Here is a 24,294-nt window from a genome sequence, read left to right on the forward strand (position 1 = left end):
ATCTTTTCGTTTTGGCGCTAACCTGCGCTATCCTTCGCGCCCTCAAAATTCCCTCGCTACAGGATCTACCCCATGAAAACCGCACTCGTCGAACTCATCAGCAAAATCAGCTCCGGGTGCATGGGCGATGACGAAATCCTGAAAATCGCTGACGAAGCGACCCAGGCTTACGCCGATCCCGAGGCTTTTCTGGCGGCCAATCCAGACATCAACTACGACGACACTTTCCCGATGGCATTGGGCGAGTGGGTCGTGGTCGGCAGCCTGCCGGAGACCGTACTGTTCCAGGCCGATACCTACATGGATTTGTTCGCGCAGATCGTCGCCTCGTTCGGCCCGGGGGTGGATTTCAACATCAAGCCCAAGCAACTGGCCAAGACCGAAGCCCTGACCGCACTGAACCGCATTCAGGTGCAGATGAGCAGCATGAACAAGGAACACGGCGGCTACACGCTGCTGAACTTCAGCCAGTTGCTCGACGACGAACTGCAAGTGGTGCTGGTCTACGGCAACGACGTGCCACGGGTACTCGAACTGTGCGCCCAAGTCGGAATCGCTGCCGCGCCGTCCCTGGAAGCCCTGAAAGTGGCGATCCACGTTTGATGCAATAAAACGGAACCCTCGCAAGGGCCGGCTATCCTAAGACTGCATGCCACTATCTTGGGAGCGACACCATGGGTTCCACGTTTAACGGTTTGGTTGGCCTGATCATTCTTGCCCTGGACATCTGGGCCATCATCAACGTGCTGAAAAGTGGCGCTGAAGTCGGGATGAAAATCATCTGGGTGCTGCTGATCCTGCTGCTGCCGGTACTGGGCCTGATCATCTGGGCGATCGCCGGGCCACGGGGTAACGTGCGCATCTGACAGACAAGCTCGCTCCTCTGTAGGAGCGAGGCTTGCCCGCGAAGGCGTCAGCTCATTCAGCATCGATGTTGACTGACACACCGCCTTCGCGGGCAAGTCTCGCTCCTACAAAGGCAGGTGAGTCAGAAGGTTCGACCTGTCATGTTTCGCGACGTAGAATGCGCGCCTTTCCCGGGCAATCGAGGCATTCGATTGGCCATCATGGGCGGGTAACCGTCCGTTGCCACCGCATTCATCGGAGCACTTCCCATGACCACCACCAAAACCAGCGAATACCTGGAAACCCTCTACGAAGGCTACGGCCAGCGTTTTCGCATGGAAAAACTGCTGCACGAAGTGCGCACCGAGCACCAGCACCTGGTGATTTTCGAAAACCCGCGCATGGGCCGGGTGATGGCGCTGGACGGTGTGATCCAGACCACCGAAGCCGACGAATTCATCTACCACGAAATGCTCACCCACGTGCCGATCCTCGCCCATGGCTCCGCCAAGCGCGTACTGATCATCGGCGGTGGCGACGGCGGCATGCTGCGTGAAGTGGCCAAGCACCGCAGCATCGAGCACATCACCATGGTCGAGATCGACGGCACCGTGGTCGACATGTGCAAAGAGTTCCTGCCGAACCACTCCAAGGGCGCCTACGACGACCCACGCCTGAACCTGGTGATCGACGACGGCATGCGCTTCGTGGCCACCACCACTGAAAAATTCGACGTGATCATTTCCGACTCCACCGACCCGATCGGGCCGGGTGAAGTGCTGTTCTCGGAAAACTTCTACCAGGCCTGCCGCCGCTGCCTGAACGAAGGCGGCATTCTGGTGACCCAGAACGGCACGCCGTTCATGCAACTGGGCGAAGTGCAGACCACCGCCGGACGCCTGCGCAGCCTGTTCCCGGATTGGCACTTCTACCAGGCAGCCGTGCCGACCTACATCGGCGGCGCGATGACCTTCGCCTGGGGCGCGACCAACACCGCTTATCGCAAGCTGTCCCGCGAGACCTTGCAACAGCGCTTCGCCGGCAGCGGCATCATCACCCGTTACTACAACCCGGAAATCCACATCGGCGCGTTCGCCATGCCGCAATACGTGCTGCAAGCGATCAACAAGCCAAGCAACGACTAAAGCGTCGTACACATACCCTGTAGGAGCTGCCGCAGGCTGCGATCTTTAGATCTTCAACATCCAGATCAAAAGATCGCAGCCTGCGGCAGCTCCTACAGGGGGTTGCGTCGCGTCAAACGATGCAATCCGTTTGAACGATCAGTCAGTGCAAAAGTCCAGATAGATGTAAGCCCATTTGCGGGTTTGATCGAGGAGGCACTGATGCAAAAGTGGAAAATCACTTTCGTGGATGATCACGGTGAAACGGTCGATGAAGTCTTCGAGTGCGAGGAATGCCCGGACAACGAGCACGCCGCCAAACTCATCAAGGCCCGGCTCCTTCCTGTCGCTGCCGAACTGGATCTCAATGATCTGGAGGGGCGAACCGCTGATGCCAGCGTTAAAAGTCTCAAGACCCAGAACAGCATTCAAATCCTCGGCATTACGCCTGTCTGAACCTCACCTGTCTCATTCACATCCAGACCTTGGCAGCTGCTCTGACTTGGGGCTACTCTGCAAGCGAGATCAGCGAAAGGATCGCTAAGGTCTGGTCTTGTCAGCTACATGCTTGCTTCCCACCGACAACATGGTTGTCGCATCGCCTTCACCATTCGGTTGCGGGTGCCGGGAATACGGAAAGTCTATCCATCAATTTGAGGGGGACGTTTCATGAGCACAGCCTATCAAGAAGACATCAGCAGCAGCGTGCTGCGCCGCATGAAAGAAGGCGGTTTCGACTTTTCACGATTTCATCCCATCGAGTTCTACGCGATTTTCCCGGACGAGGAACGGGCACGCAGGGCGGCAGGGCATTACCGTGGTGAATCCATGAACGCACAGATCAGCGTGCGCGACGACGGCGCGTGGCATCTGGAATTGAGCAAAGTGATGTACGCCACCTACGACGGCATCGGCGACTTTGAGCAGGACTTCGAGGCGGTGGTCGAGCCGCTGGGCGGGATCATCGAAGGATGGGGCGTCAAGCAGGAGGTACGAGGGCTACTCGCATAACATCATGAACAGCGACAACACTCAGTAACGGCTGACCTTCGGGTTGGCCGTTTTCGTTTGTGGGTTTGTGAAGATCAAAATCAAAAGATCGCAGCCTTCGGCATCTCCTACGTTGGAATGCGTTCTCCTGTAGGCGCTGCCGAAGGCTGCGATCTTTTGATCTTCGCTTTTTGATTCACAACATTTCAAAAAACCAAAAAAAACCGCCTAAACAGGCGGCCAAAGGGAAGTTCGAGAGGTTTTGCAACGAATGCGCGGATTATCCGCATTGATCCCCGGGCAGTGAAATCAACTCTGACTATGCTGGTAATAGGCAACAACATTGCTTCGCAATGAAGCGGGGGCGATCAGCTTGGGGCGTTTGCCGCACAGGATTGGTGCGGTGTATTTGCGTCGGTTATCCAACTGATTGATATCAAAGCGTTTATGCCGATGGCACGGGCCTTGCGATGCCTAGATGTCCGGGTGACAAGGAGTACGGCATGATCCGCACCTATTTTGATGAGATGTACGATGCCGGCGGCCAGGTCCGCCCGCATTATCGGGAGTTTGCCCGTTGGCTGGCCGACACGCCTGACGAGCTGCTGGCCCAACGGCGACGCGAGGCCGATCTGTTATTTCATCGTGCCGGGATTACCTTCACGCTCTACGGGGACGAGCAGGGCACCGAGCGCCTGATCCCCTTCGACACTATTCCGCGCAGCATCCCTGCCAGCGAATGGCGGATCGTCGAACGCGGCTGCATCCAGCGGGTCAAGGCGTTGAACATGTTCCTCGCCGACCTCTACCACGAGCAGCGCATCATCAAGGCCGGCATCATTCCGGCCGAGCAAGTGCTGGCTAACGAGCAATACCAGTTGGCGATGCAGGGCCTGGACCTGCACCGGGACATTTATTCCCACATCTCCGGTGTCGATCTGGTGCGCGATGGCGACGGCACGTACTACGTGCTCGAAGACAACCTGCGCACACCGAGCGGCGTGAGTTACATGCTCGAAGACCGCAAGATGATGATGCGACTGTTCCCCGAGTTGTTCGCCGCACAACGCATTGCGCCCATCGACCACTACCCGAACCTGTTGCTCGACACCCTGAAAAGCTCCAGCCCGATCGATAACCCGAGCGTGGTGGTGCTGACGCCCGGGCGCTTCAACAGCGCGTTTTTCGAGCATGCCTTTCTCGCTCGGGAAATGGGCGTCGAACTGGTGGAAGGCGCGGACCTGTTCGTGCGTGACGACAAAGTCTTCATGCGCACCACCGACGGGCCGAAAGCTGTCGATGTGATCTACCGGCGCCTCGACGATGCGTTCCTCGATCCACTGGCGTTCAACCCCGATTCGATGCTCGGTGTGCCGGGGCTGCTGTCGTCCTATCGCTCCGGCAATGTGGTGCTGGCGAATGCCATCGGCACCGGGGTCGCGGATGACAAATCGGTGTATCCGTTTGTCACCGACATGATCCGTTTTTACCTGGATGAAGAACCGATCCTGAAGAACGTGCCGACGTTCCAGTGCCGCAATCCTTCTGAACTTTCCCACGTGCTGGCCAATCTTCCGGATCTGGTGGTCAAGGAAACCCAGGGCTCCGGCGGTTACGGAATGCTGGTGGGGCCGGCGGCGACGGCGGCGGAAATCGAGTCGTTCCGCGAACGGATCAAAGCCAAGCCCCACGCGTATATCGCGCAACCGACGTTGTCGCTGTCGACTTGCCCGACTTTTGTCGAAAACGGCATTGCTCCACGCCACATCGACCTGCGGCCGTTTGTTTTGTCTGGCCGTGAAACCCGGGTTGTGCCCGGCGGTTTGACCCGTGTTGCCCTGCGTGAAGGCTCCCTGGTGGTGAATTCCTCCCAGGGCGGCGGCACCAAGGACACCTGGGTGGTCGAGGATTGAAGGAAGCTTGCCATGTTAAGTAGAACTGCCTCGGATCTGTATTGGATGTCGCGTTACCTGGAGCGAGCGGAAAACCTCGCACGGATGCTCGACATCAGTTATTCGCTGTCGCTGATGCCACAGGATGGTCGCGGCGACGGTCTGCACGAACTCGCCATGCCGCTGCTGATCACCGGGACCCTGGACGATTACCTGGAGCGCCACGGTGACTTGCATGCCGAACGGTTGCTGCATTTCTTTGCCCTGGACGCGGAGAACCCGGCGAGCATCTACAGTTGCCTCGGTTCGGCGCGGGCCAGTGCCCATGCGGTGCGTGGGCGAATCACCGCCGACATGTGGGAAAACATCAATGCCACCTGGCTGGAAATTCGCGGGATCGCCGAGCAGGGCTTGAGTCGCTATGGCATGAGCCGTTTTTGCGAGTGGATCAAGGAGCGTTCCCACCTGTTTCGGGGCGCGACCTACGGCACCATCATGCGTAACGATGCGTTTCGCTTTATTCGTCTGGGGACGTTTATCGAACGGGCCGACAACACCCTGCGCCTGCTCGATGCCCGTTACGAAATGGCTGGCGATCAGGCCGAAGCGGTCAGCGACGGCACGGCCCACGCCTATTACCAGTGGAGTGCATTGCTGCGGGCCTTGTCGTCGTTCGAGGCCTACACCGAGATTTACCGCGATGCGCCCGGCGCCCGGCATGTCGCCGAATTGCTGTTGTTGCGCGCCGACGTGCCACGTTCCTTGCGCGCCTGCACCGAAGAAATCGACCAGATCCTCGCCAGCCTGCCGGGGGCCAACGGTCGTCCGGCGCAACGTCTGGCGGCGGAAATGGACGCGCGTTTGCGCTACACCGGCATCACCGAAATTCTCGACGAAGGCCTGCATGCCTGGCTGACCGAGTTCATCCCGCTGGTGCGCCAGTTGGGCAACGCCATTCACAGTTCCTACCTGGAGGCTGTATGAGACTTTCCATTAGCCACGAGACCACCTATCACTACGAAGATCAGGTGCGGGCGAGCATCCAGTACTTGCGACTGACCCCCCACGACAGCGAGCGCCAGCATGTGCTCAGTTGGCAGCTCGACCTGCCGCGCCCGGTGCGTGCGCAACTCGATCCGTTCGGCAACATCCTGCACGTGCTGACCATGGACGAGCCCCACGAAGCCATCGTCATTGGCGCGCGTGGTCTGGTGGACATCGACGAACTGACCGAGGCCGAACACGAAAGCCAATCGGCGCTGCCGTTCCTGCGCTTCACCCGGCTGACCGAAGCCGACCAGGCCTTGCGTGCGTTCGCGGAAAAAGAATGCAAGAAGCGCCGGGATCGCACGGCGCTGATCGATTTGATGCACGGCTTGAATCAGCACATGACCTACACGCCGGGCTCCACCGAAGTCGACACCAGCGCCGCCGAGGCCTTCGCCGGGCGTTCCGGCGTCTGCCAGGACCACACCCATGCGTTTCTCGCCTGCGCCCGCAGCCTGGGCATTCCGGCGCGTTATGTGTCGGGGTATTTGTACAGCGAGAACAGCGAACACCTGGCCAGTCACGCCTGGGCCGAAGCCTGGCTCGATGACGCCTGGTACAGCTTTGACGTGACCAACCAACTGTCCCGGCCCGAGCGTCATTTGAAACTGGCGGTGGGCCTGGATTACCTGGATGCCTGCCCGGTGCGTGGAATGCGTCGGGGCGGTGGTTGCGAGCAGATGCACGCGAAGGTGTTTGTTTCGCCGACGCCGGTGTTTGCGCCAGTGATCTCCGTCCAGCAGCAGTAGAACGCACCCTGTAGGAGCAAAGCTTGCTCGCGATGGCGGTGGGTCAGTCGATATTAACGTTGACTGATCCACCGCTATCGCGAGCAAGCTTTGCTCCTACAGGAGGTGTGTCGCATTCAGGGCTTAACCTTGCGCCCGGCCATATGCTTCAAATACCCCACCAACAACTCAAGATCCCCATCCGGCAATACCGCCGCCGAAAACCCCGGCATCTTCGCCTGCGGCCACTGACGCAAACTCTGCGGATCGCGAATGTAACGTTTGAGGAAATCCGCGCCGAAGTACTCGGTGGGGCTAAACGGAACATTCAGGTCCGGCCCGAACTGCGCATCCCCCGCGCCGTTGAGTCGATGGCAGGCCAGGCAATTCTTCTGAAACAACGCAAACCCCCGGTTCACCGGATCGTCCGCCTTCAACGCAGGATCGGGCAGCAGGGCAGGGAAGCGCTGGGCCACGGGCGCCATGCGCTTGATGCTGGCCACTTCGAACGGCCATTGCTCAGGGCTGATGTTGCCGGCCTGAGGATTAGTCCAGACCAGATAAAACGGCCCGGCGCTGTGTTTACCCTCAGACAGCGGCGGCCATGGCTTGGCCGGGTCTTCAATCGCCAGCCAGGCCTGCGCACCCTGGGTGTTGAGCAACGGCGCCGCCGGCATTTCGGCGGCAAAACCGTCCAGTGCCACGGCTTGCAGATGGTCGTCAGGCTGGATGCCGGTCAACAACGCCGCCAACGGCACCGCGCGATAACTCATGTCGCGTTTGTAGGAAACGTCGTCGCTGATGTTGATGGTCTGAACCTGAGGATGCTTGAGCAACTCCTCGGTCTGCCAGATGCGACTGCCCGCGCCCAGCTCCAGGTTGAGTTGTGCGGCATGCAGGGGCGTCGTGCCAAGCAGCAGGGCCCCGAACAGAAAAAGTGCTTTCAAGTGATCGCCGTCCATGTCGTGGAAGTGCCGCAAAGGTTGGCACACCTGCGCTGGCCCGGGTAGCGGGCTAGTGACATTTTCAGAGGCGAACGTTAGCGCCGTTTCTTTACAACAGACTTAGCCGATTACCTTGGTCAGGTTCGGCAAAATCAACAACAGCGTGGTGGCGAACAGAATGAGTCCCGCTTGACGTACTTTCGAATGTTTGAACATGGCTGACCGCCTTTTTTGTTATTTCCTGATGCCTGCCTGCATATCTCCATGACGGCAGAGCGTTTCACTTCCTGTCAGACGAGTGCCTCGGCAAAACCCGACGACAACTTCGTACAAGTTCACCTTAGAGCCCGCGTCACGCTTGGTTTAGATCCATTTCGTATGGTGTAAGCGTTGAAAGCGCTTAAAAAGGCATGAGGCCTATTGCCAGCTTCTTGGGCGACCGTTTGCTAGACAGCTTCGTCACCTGAATCGGTTAATCCGATAGCTGACTACCGTCCGTCTGAGCGTGACCGTCAACGTCTGTGAGCGGTGCGGTCATTGAATCCGCAGCCGTGCGGCTTATGGTGTGTAGGAGCTGCCGAAGGCTGCGATCTTTTGATCTTGTTTTTGATTTTCATATCCACCATCAGGTTCGAGGACGTCATGACCCAAGCTTTGATTTTCGACGCGCTACGCACGCCCCGTGGCAAAGGCAAGGCCGATGGCGCGTTGCACAGCGTCAAACCGGTGAACCTGGTGGCCGGGTTGCTGACGGCGTTGCAGCAGCGCACGTCCCTCGACACCAGCCAGGTCGATGACGTGGTGCTCGGTTGCGTTACGCCGATTGGCGATCAAGGCTCGGACATTGCCAAGACTGCGACCCAGGTCGCCGATTGGGACGTCAGCGTGGCCGGCGTGCAGATCAACCGCTTCTGCGCCTCGGGCCTGGAGGCGGTGAACCTCGGCGCGATGAAAGTCCGCTCCGGTTTCGAAGACCTGGTGGTGGTCGGCGGCGTCGAGTCGATGTCCCGGGTGCCCATGGGCAGCGACGGCGGCGCGTGGGCGCTGGACCCGGAAACCAACCTGCACAGCCACTTCACCCCGCAAGGCGTCGGCGCCGACCTGATCGCCACACTTGAAGGCTTCAGCCGCCAGGACGTCGATGCCTACGCGTTGCATTCCCAGCAAAAAGCCGCGCGGGCCCGGGCGGACGGTTCGTTCAACAAGTCGTTGATACCGGTGCAGGACCAGAACGGCATCATCCTGCTCGATCACGATGAATTCATCCGCGCCGACTCGACCCTGGAAGGCCTGGGCAAACTCAAGCCGAGTTTCGAAATGATGGGGCAAATGGGCTTCGACGCCACGGCGCTGCGGGTTTATAGCCATGTGGAGCGGATCAACCACGTCCACACGCCGGGCAACAGCTCCGGGATCGTCGACGGCGCCGCGCTGATGCTGATTGGCTCCGAGGCCAAGGGCCGGGCGCTGGGCTTGCAGCCACGGGCGCGGATCGTGGCCACGGCAGTCACCAGCACCGACCCGACCATCATGCTCACCGGCCCGGCACCGGCCACTCGCAAAGCCTTGGCCAAGGCCGGGTTGCGGGTTGAAGACATCGATCTGTTCGAGGTCAACGAAGCCTTCGCCTCGGTGGTGTTGAAATTCATCAAGGACATGGCCATCGACCCGGACAAGGTCAACGTCAACGGCGGCTCGATCGCCATGGGCCACCCGCTGGGCGCCACCGGTTGCGCGATCCTCGGCACCCTGCTCGATGAACTGGAAACCCGGCGCCTGCGCTATGGCCTCGCGACCCTGTGTGTCGGCGGCGGCATGGGCATTGCCACCATCATCGAACGCCTCTGAGCCCCGATTTCTTAGGAAAACTTTTCATGACTGAAGCCATTCGTTACGAAAAAGGTCAGGACCAGATTGTCGTCCTGACCATCGACATGCCGGGCCAGAGCGCTAACACCATGAACGCGGTGTACCGCGAGGCCATGGCTGCCTGCGTCGCCCAATTGGTCGCGGAAAAGGACAGCATTGCCGGCGTGATCATCACCTCGGCCAAAAAGACGTTCTTTGCCGGCGGCGACCTCAATGAACTGATCAAGGTCGGCAAACCCGAAGCCAAAGCCTTCTACGACATGGTGCTCACGCTTAAAGCGCAACTGCGCACCCTGGAAACCCTCGGCAAACCGGTGGTCGCCGCGATCAACGGCGCGGCACTGGGCGGCGGGTGGGAAATCTGCCTGGCCTGCCATCATCGTGTGGCGCTGGACAATGCATCGGTGCAACTCGGCTTGCCGGAAGTGACGCTGGGCTTGCTGCCGGGCGGCGGCGGGGTGGTGCGTATGGTCCGCATGCTGGGCCTTGAAAAAGCCTTGCCGTACTTGCTCGAAGGTAAAAAAGTCCGGCCGCAGCAGGCGTTGCAGGCCGGTTTGATCGATGAGCTGGCGGCGGATCATGATGAACTGCTGGCGAAGTCGCGGGCGTGGATTCAGGCCAATCCGAGCGCCGTGCAGCGTTGGGACGTCAAGGGTTATCAGATCCCGGGCGGCACGCCGTCGAACCCGAAAGTCGCGCAAATGCTGGCCATTGCACCGTCGATTCTGCGCAACAAAACCCAAGGCACCCTGCCGGCGCCAGAGAAAATCCTTTGCGCTGCGGTGGAAGGCGCCCAGGTGGATTTCGATACGGCGCACCTGATCGAAACCCGTTACTTCACCGAGTTGACCACCGCTCAGGTGTCGAAAAACCTGATCGGCACCTTCTGGTTCCAACTCAATGAGATCAATGCGGGCGGCTCGCGGCCCCAGGGCTTTGCGCCTTACGTGACTAAAAAAGTCGGCGTACTCGGCGCGGGGATGATGGGCGCGGGGATCGCTTTCGTCAGCGCCTCGGCCGGCATTGATGTGGTGCTCAAGGACATCAATCTGGCGGCGGCAGAGAAGGGCAAGGCGCACTCGGCGGCGCTGCTGGACAAGAAAGTCTCCCGTGGCCAGTTGAGTGTCGAGCAGCGAGACGCAGTGTTGGCGCGGATTCACACCACGGAACACGATGCGGATCTGGCGGGTTGCGACCTGATCATTGAAGCGGTGTTCGAAGATCGCGAGCTGAAAGCCAAAGTGTCCTCGGCGGCCCAAAAAGTTGTCGGCCCGGACGCGGTGATCGCCTCCAACACCTCGACCCTGCCGATCAGCGGCCTCGCCACTGCGGTGCCAGACCAGAGCAAATTCATCGGCCTGCATTTCTTCAGCCCCGTGGAAAAAATGCCCCTGGTGGAAATCATCAAAGGCGCGAACACCAGTGACGAAACCCTGGCTCGCGGTTTCGACTTCGTCCTGCAAATCAAGAAAACCCCGATTGTGGTCAACGACAGTCGCGGCTTCTTTACCTCGCGGGTGTTTGGCACCTTCACCAATGAAGGTATCGCCATGCTCGGTGAAGGCGTGAGCGCGCCGATGATTGAGACCGAAGCGCGCAAGGCTGGCATGCCCATCGGGCCTCTGGCGATCTCCGACGAAGTTTCCCTCAGCCTGATGAGCCATATCCGTCAGCAAACGGCCAAAGACCTACTTGCGGAAGGGAAACCGCCGATTGAGCATCCGGCGTTTGCCGTGATTGACTTGCTGCTCAACGAATACAAACGTCCGGGCAAGGCCGCTGGCGGTGGTTTCTACGATTACCCGGCCGGTGGCCAGAAACATCTGTGGCCGGAGCTGAAAAGCCGTTTCGAGAGGGCTGACGGGCAGATCTCGCCGAAGGATGTGCGTGATCGCCTGCTGTTCGTGCAAGCCATCGAAACCGTGCGCTGTGTGGAGGAGGGCGTGCTGACCTCGACGGCGGATGCCAACGTCGGTTCGATCTTCGGGATCGGCTTCGCAGCCTGGACCGGCGGCGCGCTGCAATTCATCAACCAATATGGCGTGAAAGACTTCGTCGCCCGCGCCCAATACCTGGCCGAGCAATACGGCGAACGCTTCGCCCCACCGGCGCTGCTGCTGGACAAAGCCGCCAAAGGGGAGGCGTTCTGAGGGATCGATGAGCCATTGCGGGGCTTGCCTTGTTACCGTGTTTCAAGGCAGGCTCTGGGGTGTGCATTATTCCCATCACGTGTCAGGTATTTTTTATGTCGTTACGCATCTGCATTCTGGAAACCGACATCCTGCGTCCGGAACTGGTCGATCAATATCAGGGTTACGGGCAGATGTTCCAGCGTCTGTTTTCGCAGCAACCCATCGCTGCCGAGTTCACCGTCTACAACGTGATGCAAGGCGACTATCCCAGCGATGAGCTGACATTCGACGCCTATCTGGTCACCGGCAGCAAAGCCGATTCCTTCGGTACCGACCCGTGGATTGAAACCCTCAAGACGTACTTGCTGACCCGCTACGAGCGCGGCGACAAACTGTTGGGCGTGTGCTTCGGCCATCAACTGCTGGCCTTGCTGCTGGGTGGCAAGAGCGAGCGGGCGACTCAGGGCTGGGGTGTCGGCACCCACAACTACAAACTCGCGGCCAAGGCGCCGTGGATGAGCCCGGTGGTGGAGGAGCTGACGTTGCTGATCAGCCACCAGGATCAGGTGACGGTGCTGCCAGAAAACGCCACGGTCATTGCATCCAGTGATTTCTGCCCGTTTGCCGCGTACCACATCAACGATCAGGTGCTGTGCTTCCAGGGGCATCCGGAGTTCATTCACGACTACTCACGGGCGTTGCTGGAGATTCGCCAGCAGCATCTGGGTGAGCAGATTTATTCCAAGGGTGTGGCGAGCCTTGAGCATGCACATCACGGCGCTACCGTGGCGGAGTGGATGATGCGGTTTGTGGCGCATAAGCCAGAAACTGTTTAAAGCTAAAAGCTTCGCGGGCGAGCCTCGCTCCTACAGGACGTTGATGACCTGTAGGAGCGAGGCTCGCCCGCGAATGTTGGATACGCCTCGGTCCCGACTACAACCACCCAGACCGCTTGAAACTCGCCCACAAACTCACACACCCCACGGCAATAAACCCCAATACCGCGAAATACCCGTAATGCCAACTCAGCTCCGGCATGTTCTGGAAATTCATCCCGTAAATCCCGGCCACTGCCGTCGGGAATGCCAGAATCGCCGCCCACGCCGCAAACTTGCGCTGCACCACGCTCTGACGTGATGCTTCGAGTAACACCCCGACCTCTATCGTTTGGCTGGCGATATCGGCCAGGGTCGTCAGGTCTTCCATCTGCCGCGTTACGTGGATCTGCACATCGCGGAAATACGGCCGCATGTTCTTGTCGATGAACGGGAAACTCAGCTTCTGCAACTCCTCACCGATCTCCACCATCGGCGCGGCATAGCGGCGCAAGCGCAGTACGTCGCGACGCAGGCTGTGGAGTTTCTGGATGTCGTGTTCATTCAACGCGCTGCACAGGACGTTGCGCTCCAGCTCATCGATCTCGGCATGAATCGCTTCGCCGACGGGCTGGTAATTTTCGATCACGAAATCGAGGATCGCGTAGAGCACGAAATCTTCCCCGTGCTCCAACAAAATCGGACGCGCCTCACAGCGTTGGCGGACATGGGCGTAGGACGCCGAGTGACCGTTGCGGGCGGTGATGATGTAGCCCTTGCCGGCAAAAATATGAGTCTCGATGAACTCCAGTTTGCCTTCATGGCGAATCGGCGAGTACGTGACGATAAACAGCGCATCGCCGAAGGTTTCCAGCTTCGGTCGGCTGTGTTTTTCCAGGGCGTCTTCGATGGCCAGTTCGTGCAGGTTGAACTGGCGTTGCAGGTTGCTCAGCTCCTGGGCGTTGGGCTCTTCGAGGCCGATCCAGACAAAGTGCCCGGTCTTGGCCGCCCAGGCGGCGCCTTCGTCGAGGGTGATATTGGTGATTTTTTTACCGGCGCTGTAAACCGCAGCAGCAACAACTCTACCCATGATGGTGGTTCACTTCTTATTAGCAGATGGCAGTGGCAGGCAGTGTTCAGCTTAGCCTTGTCTGTTGCTTGAGACTCAGTGAAATCTTTGGCGTTCGCCGGCAAAGTTCGCGAGCAAAAGAAAACCCGCACTGGGCGGGTTTTTTTTCAAGCAGCTTGCAGTTGCCGATCCATCGAGGCGATGCATTCGCGCATCTGCTCGCGGCACTGGGCGATCAACAGGGGCATGTCGTCCATGCTCAGCCCGGCGGTAGGAATCGCCGGCAGCGAACGAATCAGAATGTTCCCACTGCGCCAGCGGTTCAATCGCATGTGTTTGACGTAACTGCTGACACACACCGGTACGATCGGCACCCCGGCGGCAATCGCCATCTGGAACGCGCCTTTCTTGAACGGCAACAACTCTTCGCCGAAGTTGCGCGTGCCTTCCGGGAACACCCAGATCGACGTGTCTTCGTGTTGCAAGGTGTGGGTGGTAGTGAGCATCGACTGGCGCGCCTTGTGCGCGTTGCCACGGTCGATCAATACATTGCCCGCCAGCCAGAACAATTGGCCGAACAGCGGCACCCACTTCAGGCTTTTCTTGCCGATGCACACGGTGCGGCGGGGCACCACGTTGCCGAACACGAACAGGTCGTAGTTGGACTGGTGGTTGGCGATGATCACGCAGCTCTCGGGCTTGTCCATCAACGGACCGACCTCGGTCTTCACTCGCAAACGCAAAATACACATCGCCGGCCAGGCATACAGACGCGCGCATAAACGGCTGTTGTCCGGGTTGAACGGTCGGCACAGGCCAAGAATCACCCCAAGCACACCGGCCAGAATAAAGTGCAGGCCCATCAATAACATACGAAACGCAAACAGCATTTACAGGCCCACCGGGACAAAAGGTGGCGCAGTGTACGGATGTGCACTGTTTTCGGCAATTGCTGCTATAGAGGTAGGAGATAGGCGATGTTTAAGCGCATGTTTCCGACTTGTGGGTCAGACGCGGCCTAGAGCGGTTACAGCCTTTTCAACAGAACACGTAAGAAAAAGCCCGACACGACGGTCGGGCCTTTCGTTTTAGCAGGTGTTGGCTTAACCCAAATGTTCCTGATCCTGGATGATCGCGTTGTCCAGCGTCTCCAGCAGTGCCTTGCGCACTTTCAGCTTGGTGTTCTTGTGGGCAGTCATGTTGATCTTCTTCAACTGACGCGCCGCTGCCAGCGCAGCGCCTTGCAGTTCCTCAGCCGACACCACCACATCGAGGAAACCCGCGGCGATTGCGCTTTGCGGATTGAACATCTCGCCATTGATCACCGAGCGATGCAGCGCGGCGTTGCTCAAGCGATCACGGGCCAGTTCGATGCCGGCGTGGTGCATGGTCATGCCGATCTGCACTTCGTTCAGGCCAATGCTGAACGGGCCATCGACACCGATGCGGTAATCCGCCGACAACAACAGGAACGCACCTTTGGCCACCGCATGCCCCGGGCACGCCACGATGACCGGGAACGGGTGCGACAGCAGGCGACGAGCCAAGGTCGAACCGGCCGTCACCAGCGCCACGGCTTCTTTCGGGCCGGCCGTCATTACCTTCAAGTCGTAACCGCCCGACAGAATCCCTGGCGTACCGGTAATGATCACCACCGCACGATCAGTCACAGCCTGATCCAGCGCAGCGTTAAACGCCGTAATCACGTCCGGGGAAATGGCGTTGACCTTGCCATTGCTCAACGTCAGGGTCGCGATACCGTCTTCGAGGTGGTAGGAAACTAACTCACTCATGACGCTATTCCTTGTATGAAAGTTGAGGCAGACGTTACCCACCGCCGCAGGCCAGGTAAAGCGCCGTGACTGACCCGCCGGTCACCCTTTACCCGCCCGTCAGGCGTAGCCCGCCATGCCGGCCGTGCATTCCCCTCTATATAGAAGAGGGCGCGACGCCGGAGATTGGCAGGTTTGCCATGGCCCGAAGTCCACCGGAACGACTAAAACGCTAAGCACATGAAAATTCTCAAAAAAAAGTTTGCCATCAGAAAAGCTTTCGACTACATTAGCGCGCCTCGACAGACAGAACATGTTTGAAGAGATACGGTGAAGTGTCCGAGTGGCTTAAGGAGCACGCCTGGAAAGTGTGTATACAAGAAATTGTATCGAGAGTTCGAATCTCTCCTTCACCGCCAAATTCGATGTAAGCAAAACCCCTGGTTTCGAAAGAAACCAGGGGTTTTGTGGTTTCTGGCGTCTGAATTTCATGTCTGACGAAGCTGATGTCTGGTGGGCTATCAGCGAAGAGTCTTCTGAAATCGATGTAGGAAAAATGCATGGTGCGTAGGACGGAGCACAGGTAACACCAGGTGGCTGGCGGCTTTCATGGGTTTTGGTGCTTCAATGTGGGCACTTTGGGGAGGGGTGTTCGTTATGCGTCTTTGGGGGGCAAAATGAATCAACGAGCAGCACACTTCATTACCCGGACGGAAAGACGCACACAATACAGGCACTCACCATGCGGCAGGCCGAACTGGAAAAGATTCATGTGGAAATCGTCAAGCTGATGGCGGAGCAACGCAAGCTGAACGCCGAAGCGGGCAAGATGACCCGTAAAACTTTTTGGTATCCGGTGGCTGTTGCGACTGGGCTCATAGGCGCGGTGGCGACGGTCACAACGGTTTTGATCAAGTTTCTCTGATCTTTCTTCCTGATGACTATCGGAGCTCGATTCAGACGGCAAAAATCAACAGGCATTGTGCGCACGGGCCAGACTGTTTACCTCATGCTTTGGGGAAGTGATAAAACCGACAGAAGAGAGGAATCAAGAGGGTAAGAGAGATTCAATCCTGAGGAAATGCCAATCCTCAACCTTGATACTTCCGGTGTCAGCTTCTGCGAAGTTTCGCGCTTCCTCGACCGCCCGGAACCATCAGCGCACTCTTATGAAAGCGCCCTCCGAGGTCGATAGTCACCAAACACTGCAGATAGCCTGCCCGCTTGCAGGAAGTAACCTCACAAGCACAGAGCCCGCATCCTAAAGCCGTAGCAGGCGAAAATATTTGCCCTTCTGAACGGTGTCAATTTGCCACCGCGTGCTATATTGACGCCGTTTTTCGGCCTGGGCCTGAGCCCTGTTATTGACTTTGCAACGAGTTCGATTGCCTCACAACAAGGATGTACACGTGCTAAAGGGAGATGCGCTGGGGCTGGATCAAATGCTTCTTCTTTTCTGTGCGTTTACTTGGCCTAAACCTGGCTTGCCTGGGATAGCTTTGAAGGTGCACGTGTAATTTATGAAAAACGTTTACTTGATCAGTAACGTCAAGAATGGCGGAAAGACCTATCTTGAATATTTGCTGCCCGCGCTTAATGCTCTTCGTAATCAATATAACTGTGTTGTACTTCAAACAGCCAGTGCTGGGGTAAGCAAGCTCGATGCCGAGCAGTTGCTGAATTTTCCAGTTGAAGAAGTGGATCTGAATTTTATCTCGACGTTGAAATCGCAAGTCGTTATTTCAAATGATGCCTGGGTCGGGCGGGTTCTTGATGATTCAAATTTTTGCATTTTTATTGCGCATGGCAATGTCGGTATGCCGGTCAAGGATCGGTACTATTTTTCTGAGTTGATATCGTATTTGGATGCAGTTGTTTCTTCCTCTCAATCCCTTTCAGAGTTGATTAAATCAGGCTTGCAGCTTTATCGGCATGAAAGGAGCGCATCGCGTATTTCGGCGGCAAATAATACGTTGCGTTCGGACCTGCGAAAAACAAGTTTAATCTCAGTGTCGCCCGTCAAAATATCCGAACCGTTCAAGTCCGCTCCTGAGATCCAGCGGACTCCCGGGACGTATGTCGTGGGTCTTCTGCCGACCCAGGTAGGTATATGCCCAGGTGGCGCTTCCTTATATGAAAATATGGAAGTGGTCATTAATTCCGTGAAGTCGCAGATTCCGCATGCGACCTTTATCTTGCGTCCCTACATGACAGACTTTACGCGACCGTATGTAAGGGAAATGTGTGAAAAGCTGACGCCGTATCAATGGATCACAATAGATACGACTAAAGGCAGCAGTAAAGATTTCTATCAGCAATGTGACACCCTCATCACGGATGCCTCAAGTGGTGGTGTTTCCTTTATGCTGAATACTTGCAAACTACCCATTTATTATGTTCCGGAAACCAATGAAATCCATCCGGTCGTTAATGCCTGGCTGGAACAAATGGATAATTTGCTGCCCATCGCTAAAAACGGTGATGAGCTAAAAGATCTGGTGCTGGGGCTTGAGTTGCTGAACTCCGAGCAAAGCTACTCTATTTACAAGAAGTTCTATGCCTCGGAATACGGCGGGCGGCAGCACCCGGATGAGGTGTTCCAGGATCTGGTTCAGAAGCTGCATGAGTCTGATTTTCGCTATGTAGTCATCGATTCTTCTGGAAAAGCCAGCGAGATCGAAGACCAACGATGTGTACTGCAGCCTTCATAGACAGTAGGCAATTAACACTTATAAACCGCGAGTGAGTCAGGTCGATATGAAAGGTGACGTTGCCGGGCAAGTAGTGTGGATAACCGGTCTGTCGGGCGCGGGCAAATCAACGTTGGCCCAGGCGTTTGTGGCCGGGCTTCGAAGCCATGGCCGCTCGGTGGTCATGCTGGACGGGGATGAACTGCGTGACGTCTTTGGTGCTGCAGCGGCCAACTCGCAAAATCATGGGCGGGAAGGGCGCTTGGCGCTGGCCCTGCAATACGCCCATCTGTGCAGGGTGATTGCGGCACAAGGACACACCGTCGTAATCGCCACGATTTCGTTGTTCCGTGAAGTCCATGCCTGGAACCGTGCTCACTTGCCGGGTTATTTCGAGGTTTATTTGAAGGTGCCGGTGGCGGAGCTACGCCGCCGGGACCCCAAGGGAATCTATCGCCGCTTCGACGCTGGCGAGTTGAACAATGTCGCGGGGCTTGATTTGTCGATTGATGAACCGGACGCGGCAGACTGGGTGGTGGAGTTCGATCCACACCGCTCTTTAGAGACGCTGACTGATAACGTGCTCCACCATTTTTTAAAAAGGAAGTTGGTATGAAAACCGAATGGGATTACTCCACCCTCGCCGACGCTTATTTGAAACGTCCTGACTACGCCGATGCCGCAATCGACGCGATGCTTTCGATCGCCGGTGCCGAGCAGGGCGACAAGTTTTGCGATGTCGGCGCGGGTGTTGCCCACCTGACCTTGATGCTCGCGGCTCGTGGCCTGGATGTTGTCGCTGTGGAGCCGAATGATGCGATGCGCGCCAATGGCATCAAGCGCACCGCTGAGCTGACTAATGTCCGTTGGCATGAAGGCACTGGTGAAGACACCGGGCAAGCATCCGAAGCGTTCGACATGGTCACTTTCGGCAGTTCCTTCAATGTCTGCGACCGTCAGCAGGCGCTCAAGGAAACCGCGCGCATTCTCAAGCCTCGGGGCTGGTTTGCCTGCATGTGGAATCATCGCAATCTTGATGATTCGATCCAGGCCCGGATTGAAGCCATCATCAAGGAACGAGTGCCAGGCTACGGCTACGGTACTCGTCGTGAAGATCAAACCGCCGTCATCGACGCCAGCGCGCTGTTCGGTCCGGTTGTGCATCTGGATGCGCGGGTCATCCACGAACAAACCATCGCAGAGTGCCTGGAAGCCTGGCGTTCCCATGCGACGCTGGAGCGTCAAGCGGGCGCCAACTTCCATGAAGTGATCAGCGCCATCGATGATTACCTGCAAAGCCTTGATACGGCCTCGATCCTGATTCCGTACTCGACCAATATCTGGGTTGCTCAGTTGAGATAAGGCCGATGTCGCTGCATTTCTCGACCAAGGCCGGCACATTGATCGGCCTTCAGGAGCGGCTCAGGTCGGCTCGTATTGCGCCCTTGCTGTCATTCACCGTGAGGGAATGGCAGACGGGGCGGCACGCCTGTTTTCGTGATATCTGCGGACAACTGGGCGCCGGGCCGTGGATCGTGCGCTCCAGTTGTCTGCGCGAAGATGGCGCGCAAGCGTCCTGCGCGGGGGCTTTTCTCTCGATTCCGGATGTCAGCGAAGCCGCTTTGGAATCGGCGATTGAACAGGTGATCGCCAGTTATGGCGATGCGCACCCGGCAGACGAAGTGCTGATTCAGCCGATGTTGAGGAATGTGCTTCGCTCCGGCGTCGCCTTTTCCCACGACCCGAATACCTGTGCGCCGTATCGGGTGGTGAACTGGTCTGAAGGCAGCGACACCGCATCGGTCACCAGTGGCATGGGCGGTCGGTTGTGGCAGCAGGCGGCGCGCAGCGAAGTGCCGCCGCCGCCAAGTCTCGCCCCGATCGTTGCCTTGCTCGAAGAGTTGCTGGCGTTGTTCGATGGCGCACCGGTCGATTGCGAGTTTGCTGTCACCCGCGAAGCCGAGGGCGAGGTGCTGTGGCTGTTACAAGCCCGGCCGCTGATTTTGCCAGCCGCTGCGGAGTCCGAAACAGACCAGGCCGCGCGGCTGGACAGCATTCAGCGCAAGGTCGCGCGGGGCATGCAGCCGCATCCATTCCTGATGGGGCAGCGCACGGTCTATGGCGTGATGCCGGACTGGAATCCGGCCGAGATTATCGGTATCCGGCCCAAACCGCTCGCGCTCTCGCTGTACCGGGATTTGGTGACCGACTCCATCTGGGCTTACCAGCGCCATAACTATGGCTACCGCAACCTGCGCAGCTTCCCGCTGATGCCGCATTTCTTCGGGTTGCCGTACATCGATGTGCGCTTGTCCTTTAACTCGTTCATTCCGGCAGACCTCGATGAGGGGCTGGCCGGGCGGCTGGTCGATCACTATATCGATCGGCTGCTGGACGAACCGACGCTGCACGATAAGGTCGAGTTCGAGATCGTTTTTTCTTGCTACACACTGGATTTGTCCCAGCGGCTGGAACGTTTGGCCAGTGCCGGTTTTCAGGAGCACGAACTGGAAGCCATCAGCAGCAGTTTGCGCAAGCTGACCAACCGCATCGTGCATCCCAAGGACGGTCTATGGCGCGCCGATGCCAATAAGCTCGACATCCTCAATGCACGACGCGAAGCGCTGCTGGCCTCCAACGCCGATCCGCTGGAGCGCATCTACTGGTTGCTGGAGGATGCCAAGCGCTACGGCACTCTGCCATTTGCCGGCCTGGCCCGCGCCGGCTTCGTTGCGGTGCAGATGCTTAAGTCGCTGGTGACGGTGGGCGTGTTCTCGCAGGCTGACTACGATTGCTTCATGGGGGGCGTCTCGACCGTCAGCGGTCAGTTGGCGCGTGACCGGGCAACGCTGGACAAGACGACATTCCTCGCGCGCTATGGCCACTTGCGCCCGGGTACGTATGACATTCTGTCGCCCCGTTACGATGAGGCGCCGGAACTTTACTTTGACTGGACCCAGCGCCCGGACGCGCCGGAACCGCTCACGCCCTTTTCGCTGACCCTTCCACAGATGCGCGCCATCGTGCAGCAACTGGAAGAGCACGGTTTGCAGCCAGACCCGGTCGGTTTGCTGGACTTCATGCAAGCGGGAATCGAATTGCGCGAGCTGGCCAAGTTCCACTTCACCCGCAATCTGTCGGATGCCTTGGCATTGATTGCCGAAGTGGGCGCCCAGCATGGCATCAGCCGTGAAGACATTGCCTTTTGCGACATCAGCGCTTTCAAGGAACTGCACATTGCAGCAGTCGACCCCAAGGATGTGCTGTTGCGCAGCATTGAACAGGGCAAGGCCCGCTACGAGGAGACCCTCAAGGTTTCGCTGCCGCCGGTGATTACCTGCCCTGAAGATGTCTGGTCCTTCGAATGGCCGGAAACAGCCCCGAACTTCATCACCCAGAAACAAGTGACGGCCGCCGTGGTTGGCAGTGATGACCGCGACAAACTCGCCGGGGCGATTGTCTGTATTCCCAATGCGGACCCGGGGTTTGACTGGTTGTTTGCCTACCCGATTGCCGGGTTGATCACGGCGTGGGGCGGCGCCAATTCGCACATGGCAATTCGCGCCGGCGAACTGGGCCTGCCGGCGGTTATTGGTGCCGGTGAAGTGCTCTATCGTCGCTGGTCGACGGCGCAGCGCCTGCATCTGGATTGTCCTGGGCGTTGGGTGGAGATGCTCGCATGAAGGTCGTTGTCGTCAGTCAGCGTGTGGACGCATTTCCCGAGCGCGGCGAAAACCGTGATGCGCTCGACCAGCGGCTGATCGCTTTTCTTCGGGTCGCTGGCTACTTGCCGGTGCCGGTCCCCAACGGGTTGCAGGATGCCCTGCACGGCTGGCTCAGCACGCTATCGCCACAGGCCATTGTGCTTTCGGGCGGGAATGACATCGGCCAATGTCCGGCGCGCGACCTCACCGAAAACCGACTGCTCGACCATGCGCAGGCTCATGGTCTGCCAGTCCTGGGTATTTGCCGGGGCATGCAGATGATCGCGCATTGGTCGGGTGGTGAATTGAAACCGGTGACGGGCCATGTGCGAACCCGCCATCAGTTGTCTGGACAGATTGTGGCCGAGGTAAACAGTTATCACGGTCTGGCGCTGGCCGGTTGTCCGGAACCCTTCGAGGTCACGGCACGTAGCGAGGATGGGGAAATCGAAGCCATCCGCCACCTCAGCCTGCCTTGGGAAGGCTGGATGTGGCACCCGGAGCGAGAAGACGTTTTTGCACCTCACGACCTTCACCGGTTGCAGGAGTTGTTTGGTGAGTGAAACGGCGCATTTGAAATGTCATGAGGTAGAACTGTTGTGAAAGCCATTATTTTGGCTGCCGGACGTGGCAGTCGCATGAAAAGCCTCACCGATGAACGCCCGAAATGCATGGTCGAGTTGCGCGGCAAGACGCTGCTGGCCTGGCAACTTGAGGCGCTGCGCGGCGCCGGCATCAGTGAGATCGCCATCGTGACAGGCTATAAACGCGAGTTGCTGGCAGAGCAGGGGTTGACCGAGTTTCATAATCCACGCTGGGCGAACACCAACATGGTGTCGTCATTGGCTTGCGCTGAAGCCTGGTTGCAGCAAGAGCCGTGCATCGTGAGTTATTCCGACATCTTCTACAGCGCCGCTGCGGTCCAGTCGCTGATGACCAGCGACGCTTCCCTGGCAGTCACCTATGACCAGAATTGGCTGGCGTTGTGGACGCAGCGTTTTGGCGATCCCTTGCTGGATGCCGAAACATTCCGCCTGACAGCAACCGGCACCTTGGCGGAAATCGGCAATAAACCCAAATCAGTGGACGATGTTCAGGGCCAATACATGGGGCTCCTGCGTTTCACGCCTGAAGGGTGGGCAGAAATCGTTCGACTGCGCTCGGCGTTGACCCCGCAAAAGTGTGACAGCGTGCATATGACCAACACGCTTCAGCACGTTATTGATGCGGGACGGGTTTCGATACAAACCGTTGCCTACACTGGAGAGTGGGGAGAGGTGGACTCGGCCGAGGATCTCTTTTTGTATCAATAATCGGGATAACCGACAGTGAGTGGTCGATGATTTTCTCGGCGGGTCGAGTGGCTAGGCGAGGAAAATTCCGTCTCACCTATTTTGGACGCCCGGCCCCTTTGACTGAAGATCGATTAGTCGATGTCTCCGTTTCTCGATAATTCGAAGGCGCATCGTTGGTGAACTAGATAAAGTAGTGGCGTATTAGTCGCATTCGGGGTCTCTGTTTCTTGGCAGGTTTGACCGATTTGTACCAACGCTTATGGAGACGCTATGCGTAAAACTTCAATATTCCTCTTATCGATCTTGGCGTCTGGCTGTACTGCCCGCTATGTTCAAGATGACTTAACTACAAGCTCCGTTAAGTTGATCCACGGTCTATCCGTCACCATTGCAACTCCCGTTGACGGAAGATACGAGACTACGGTCTATAAAACGTCAGGAGTCATGACGGCGGGAGCGGTACGAGCAGCGTTTGCCCGCTATACCAACAATGTGAAGGTTTCTGACTCCTGCGCTGACCTCCCTTGTATTCGGCAGAAATCTGGCAGTGACTACTATGTAGTGCCCGAAATTTTGCATTGGGAGGACAGAGCTACGGAGTGGTCGGGCATTCCCGACAAGATAGAAGTGAAGTTGGCGATATATGCAAGCGAGGGCGACGAACCGCTTGCGTCGACGATAGTTTCAGGCAAAAGCAAATGGGCCACTTTTGGAGGCGACCACCCGCAAGATTTGCTCAGTAAACCGATTGAGGAGTACATCAAGGCTCAGTATTGAATGTGCTGAGTGAGATTTTATTTTTGAGGATATAAGTGATTTCTTGTCTGCGGTATAAGTCGTGAAGGTCGTACAGCTTGTTCGCAAGGGGGTGTTTTTTGGAAAATGATCGGTTTCGTATTCCCGTCGAAAATGAGTATCTGCAAGCTTTAGGACTCGCACTTTATGCTTTCGCTCGGCTTGAATGGGATGCAGTTTGGTGCTGTGAGCGCATGGGTACTGGCTATATCCATGCATTAAATAGAAAGACTGGGGGCGATATTGCAAAAGATTTTCTAACGCGTGCTAGACGCAGGCATGACGTTGGAGAGCGTAAAAAATTCATAGCTACAGGAAAATGGTTTCTGAAGTTGGTGGAGACGCGAAATGGGATTATGCATGGGAACCCAGCAAGTGATGCGGATGGAACCCAACGGCTTTTTAGAAAAGGAGCGTTCTGGACGATAGAGAGTCTGAACAAGGCATCGGATGACTTTACCGCATGCTCAATCCTGTTTAACTCATATCTATATGGCGCCCTAAAAAATCCTGTTAAATAAAATAATTGAAATAAACAAGCGAGAAGAAAAATAGGAAGGTAATTCAGGCCTTTGGTGCGCT

24 protein-coding genes and 1 tRNA gene are annotated in these 24,294 nt (G+C 57.5%); 21 read left to right on the forward strand and 4 right to left on the reverse strand.

The genetic code is table 11. From position 1 onward, the window contains the following. Positions 1 to 72: 72 nt before the first annotated feature. From V5E99_RS06880 to V5E99_RS06915, 8 genes are all read left to right on the forward strand, one after another. Positions 73 to 603 (forward strand): hypothetical protein, encoded by a 531-nt coding sequence (locus V5E99_RS06880; RefSeq protein WP_499801760.1) that lies wholly within the window; start codon positions 73 to 75, stop codon positions 601 to 603. 71 nt (positions 604 to 674) lie between these two features. After that, a complete protein-coding gene (locus V5E99_RS06885) occupies positions 675 to 866 on the forward strand; it encodes a PLDc N-terminal domain-containing protein (RefSeq protein ID WP_499801761.1) in 192 nt (63 codons plus the stop codon). A gap of 249 nt (positions 867 to 1,115) precedes the next feature. Beyond that, on the forward strand, positions 1,116 to 1,991 hold the full coding sequence (gene speE / locus V5E99_RS06890) for a polyamine aminopropyltransferase (protein ID WP_499801762.1): 876 nt from the start codon (positions 1,116 to 1,118) through the stop codon (positions 1,989 to 1,991). A gap of 201 nt (positions 1,992 to 2,192) precedes the next feature. Beyond that, on the forward strand, positions 2,193 to 2,426 hold the full coding sequence (locus V5E99_RS06895) for a hypothetical protein (RefSeq protein ID WP_499801763.1): 234 nt from the start codon (positions 2,193 to 2,195) through the stop codon (positions 2,424 to 2,426). A gap of 213 nt (positions 2,427 to 2,639) precedes the next feature. Further along, entirely contained in the window at positions 2,640 to 2,981 is a 342-nt protein-coding gene (locus V5E99_RS06900) for a ribonuclease E inhibitor RraB (protein ID WP_499801764.1), read from the forward strand. Between the two features lie 482 nt (positions 2,982 to 3,463). After that, on the forward strand, positions 3,464 to 4,873 hold the full coding sequence (locus V5E99_RS06905; protein WP_499801765.1) for a circularly permuted type 2 ATP-grasp protein: 1,410 nt from the start codon (positions 3,464 to 3,466) through the stop codon (positions 4,871 to 4,873). A gap of 12 nt (positions 4,874 to 4,885) precedes the next feature. After that, a complete protein-coding gene (locus tag V5E99_RS06910; RefSeq protein WP_499801766.1) occupies positions 4,886 to 5,836 on the forward strand; it encodes an alpha-E domain-containing protein in 951 nt (316 codons plus the stop codon). Next, positions 5,833 to 6,648 (forward strand): transglutaminase family protein, encoded by an 816-nt coding sequence (locus V5E99_RS06915; protein ID WP_499801767.1) that lies wholly within the window; start codon positions 5,833 to 5,835, stop codon positions 6,646 to 6,648. Before V5E99_RS06910 ends, V5E99_RS06915 begins: the two co-directional genes overlap by 4 nt. Positions 6,649 to 6,764: 116 nt before the next feature. Here V5E99_RS06915 and V5E99_RS06920 read toward each other — a convergent pair whose 3' ends face one another. After that, a complete protein-coding gene (locus V5E99_RS06920) occupies positions 6,765 to 7,574 on the reverse strand; it encodes a c-type cytochrome (RefSeq protein ID WP_499801768.1) in 810 nt (269 codons plus the stop codon). A 639-nt stretch (positions 7,575 to 8,213) separates the two neighbouring features. Here V5E99_RS06920 and V5E99_RS06925 point away from each other — a divergent pair. From V5E99_RS06925 to V5E99_RS06935, 3 genes are all read left to right on the forward strand, one after another. Continuing rightward, complete coding sequence (locus tag V5E99_RS06925; RefSeq protein ID WP_499801769.1) at positions 8,214 to 9,419, forward strand: acetyl-CoA C-acetyltransferase; 1,206 nt, start codon at positions 8,214 to 8,216, stop codon at positions 9,417 to 9,419. A 26-nt stretch (positions 9,420 to 9,445) separates the two neighbouring features. Then, positions 9,446 to 11,590: a 3-hydroxyacyl-CoA dehydrogenase NAD-binding domain-containing protein gene (locus V5E99_RS06930; protein WP_499801770.1), complete on the forward strand. Its 2,145-nt coding sequence runs from the start codon at positions 9,446 to 9,448 to the stop codon at positions 11,588 to 11,590. Between the two features lie 95 nt (positions 11,591 to 11,685). Beyond that, positions 11,686 to 12,408 carry an amidotransferase gene (locus V5E99_RS06935; protein ID WP_499801771.1) on the forward strand — a complete coding sequence of 241 codons (723 nt, stop codon included), beginning with the start codon at positions 11,686 to 11,688 and terminating at the stop codon, positions 12,406 to 12,408. Between the two features lie 97 nt (positions 12,409 to 12,505). Here the strand turns inward: V5E99_RS06935 and V5E99_RS06940 are convergent, their stop codons facing one another. From V5E99_RS06940 to V5E99_RS06950, 3 genes are all read right to left on the reverse strand, one after another. Beyond that, positions 12,506 to 13,477 (reverse strand): magnesium and cobalt transport protein CorA, encoded by a 972-nt coding sequence (locus V5E99_RS06940; protein WP_499801772.1) that lies wholly within the window; start codon positions 13,475 to 13,477, stop codon positions 12,506 to 12,508. Positions 13,478 to 13,623: 146 nt separating this feature from the next. Then, positions 13,624 to 14,346, reverse strand: coding sequence for a 1-acylglycerol-3-phosphate O-acyltransferase (locus V5E99_RS06945; protein ID WP_499801773.1), 723 nt, complete (start codon positions 14,344 to 14,346; stop codon positions 13,624 to 13,626). Positions 14,347 to 14,559: 213 nt separating this feature from the next. After that, entirely contained in the window at positions 14,560 to 15,249 is a 690-nt protein-coding gene (locus V5E99_RS06950) for a crotonase/enoyl-CoA hydratase family protein (RefSeq protein ID WP_499801774.1), read from the reverse strand. Positions 15,250 to 15,557: 308 nt separating this feature from the next. Between V5E99_RS06950 and V5E99_RS06955 the strand changes: the two genes are divergently transcribed. From V5E99_RS06955 to V5E99_RS07000, 10 genes are all read left to right on the forward strand, one after another. Continuing rightward, positions 15,558 to 15,647 (forward strand) — tRNA-Ser (locus tag V5E99_RS06955). A 323-nt stretch (positions 15,648 to 15,970) separates the two neighbouring features. Next, the gene (locus V5E99_RS06960; protein ID WP_499801775.1) at positions 15,971 to 16,153 is read left to right on the forward strand and encodes a hypothetical protein; all 183 of its coding nucleotides are present in this window, start codon (positions 15,971 to 15,973) and stop codon (positions 16,151 to 16,153) included. A 595-nt stretch (positions 16,154 to 16,748) separates the two neighbouring features. Next, a complete protein-coding gene (locus V5E99_RS06965; protein ID WP_499801776.1) occupies positions 16,749 to 17,939 on the forward strand; it encodes a hypothetical protein in 1,191 nt (396 codons plus the stop codon). Positions 17,940 to 17,985: 46 nt separating this feature from the next. Next, positions 17,986 to 18,534, forward strand: a complete 549-nt coding sequence (locus V5E99_RS06970; RefSeq protein WP_499801777.1) for an adenylyl-sulfate kinase — start codon at positions 17,986 to 17,988, stop codon at positions 18,532 to 18,534. After that, entirely contained in the window at positions 18,531 to 19,280 is a 750-nt protein-coding gene (locus V5E99_RS06975; RefSeq protein ID WP_499801778.1) for a class I SAM-dependent methyltransferase, read from the forward strand. Before V5E99_RS06970 ends, V5E99_RS06975 begins: the two co-directional genes overlap by 4 nt. A gap of 5 nt (positions 19,281 to 19,285) precedes the next feature. Next, on the forward strand, positions 19,286 to 21,601 hold the full coding sequence (locus V5E99_RS06980; RefSeq protein WP_499801779.1) for a PEP-utilizing enzyme: 2,316 nt from the start codon (positions 19,286 to 19,288) through the stop codon (positions 21,599 to 21,601). Then, positions 21,598 to 22,185 carry a gamma-glutamyl-gamma-aminobutyrate hydrolase family protein gene (locus V5E99_RS06985; RefSeq protein WP_499801780.1) on the forward strand — a complete coding sequence of 196 codons (588 nt, stop codon included), beginning with the start codon at positions 21,598 to 21,600 and terminating at the stop codon, positions 22,183 to 22,185. Before V5E99_RS06980 ends, V5E99_RS06985 begins: the two co-directional genes overlap by 4 nt. 36 nt (positions 22,186 to 22,221) lie before the next feature. Then, complete coding sequence (locus tag V5E99_RS06990) at positions 22,222 to 22,935, forward strand: phosphocholine cytidylyltransferase family protein (RefSeq protein ID WP_499801781.1); 714 nt, start codon at positions 22,222 to 22,224, stop codon at positions 22,933 to 22,935. Positions 22,936 to 23,187: 252 nt separating this feature from the next. Further along, positions 23,188 to 23,694 carry a DUF4823 domain-containing protein gene (locus tag V5E99_RS06995; protein ID WP_499801782.1) on the forward strand — a complete coding sequence of 169 codons (507 nt, stop codon included), beginning with the start codon at positions 23,188 to 23,190 and terminating at the stop codon, positions 23,692 to 23,694. Positions 23,695 to 23,792: 98 nt separating this feature from the next. Then, the gene (locus tag V5E99_RS07000) at positions 23,793 to 24,233 is read left to right on the forward strand and encodes a hypothetical protein (RefSeq protein ID WP_499801783.1); all 441 of its coding nucleotides are present in this window, start codon (positions 23,793 to 23,795) and stop codon (positions 24,231 to 24,233) included. Positions 24,234 to 24,294: the final 61 nt, after the last annotated feature.

Origin of the sequence: Janthinobacterium sp. LPB2021202312-11-4 (genome assembly GCF_037049705.1) — a bacterium.
Lineage (GTDB): Bacteria > Pseudomonadota > Gammaproteobacteria > Pseudomonadales > Pseudomonadaceae > Aquipseudomonas.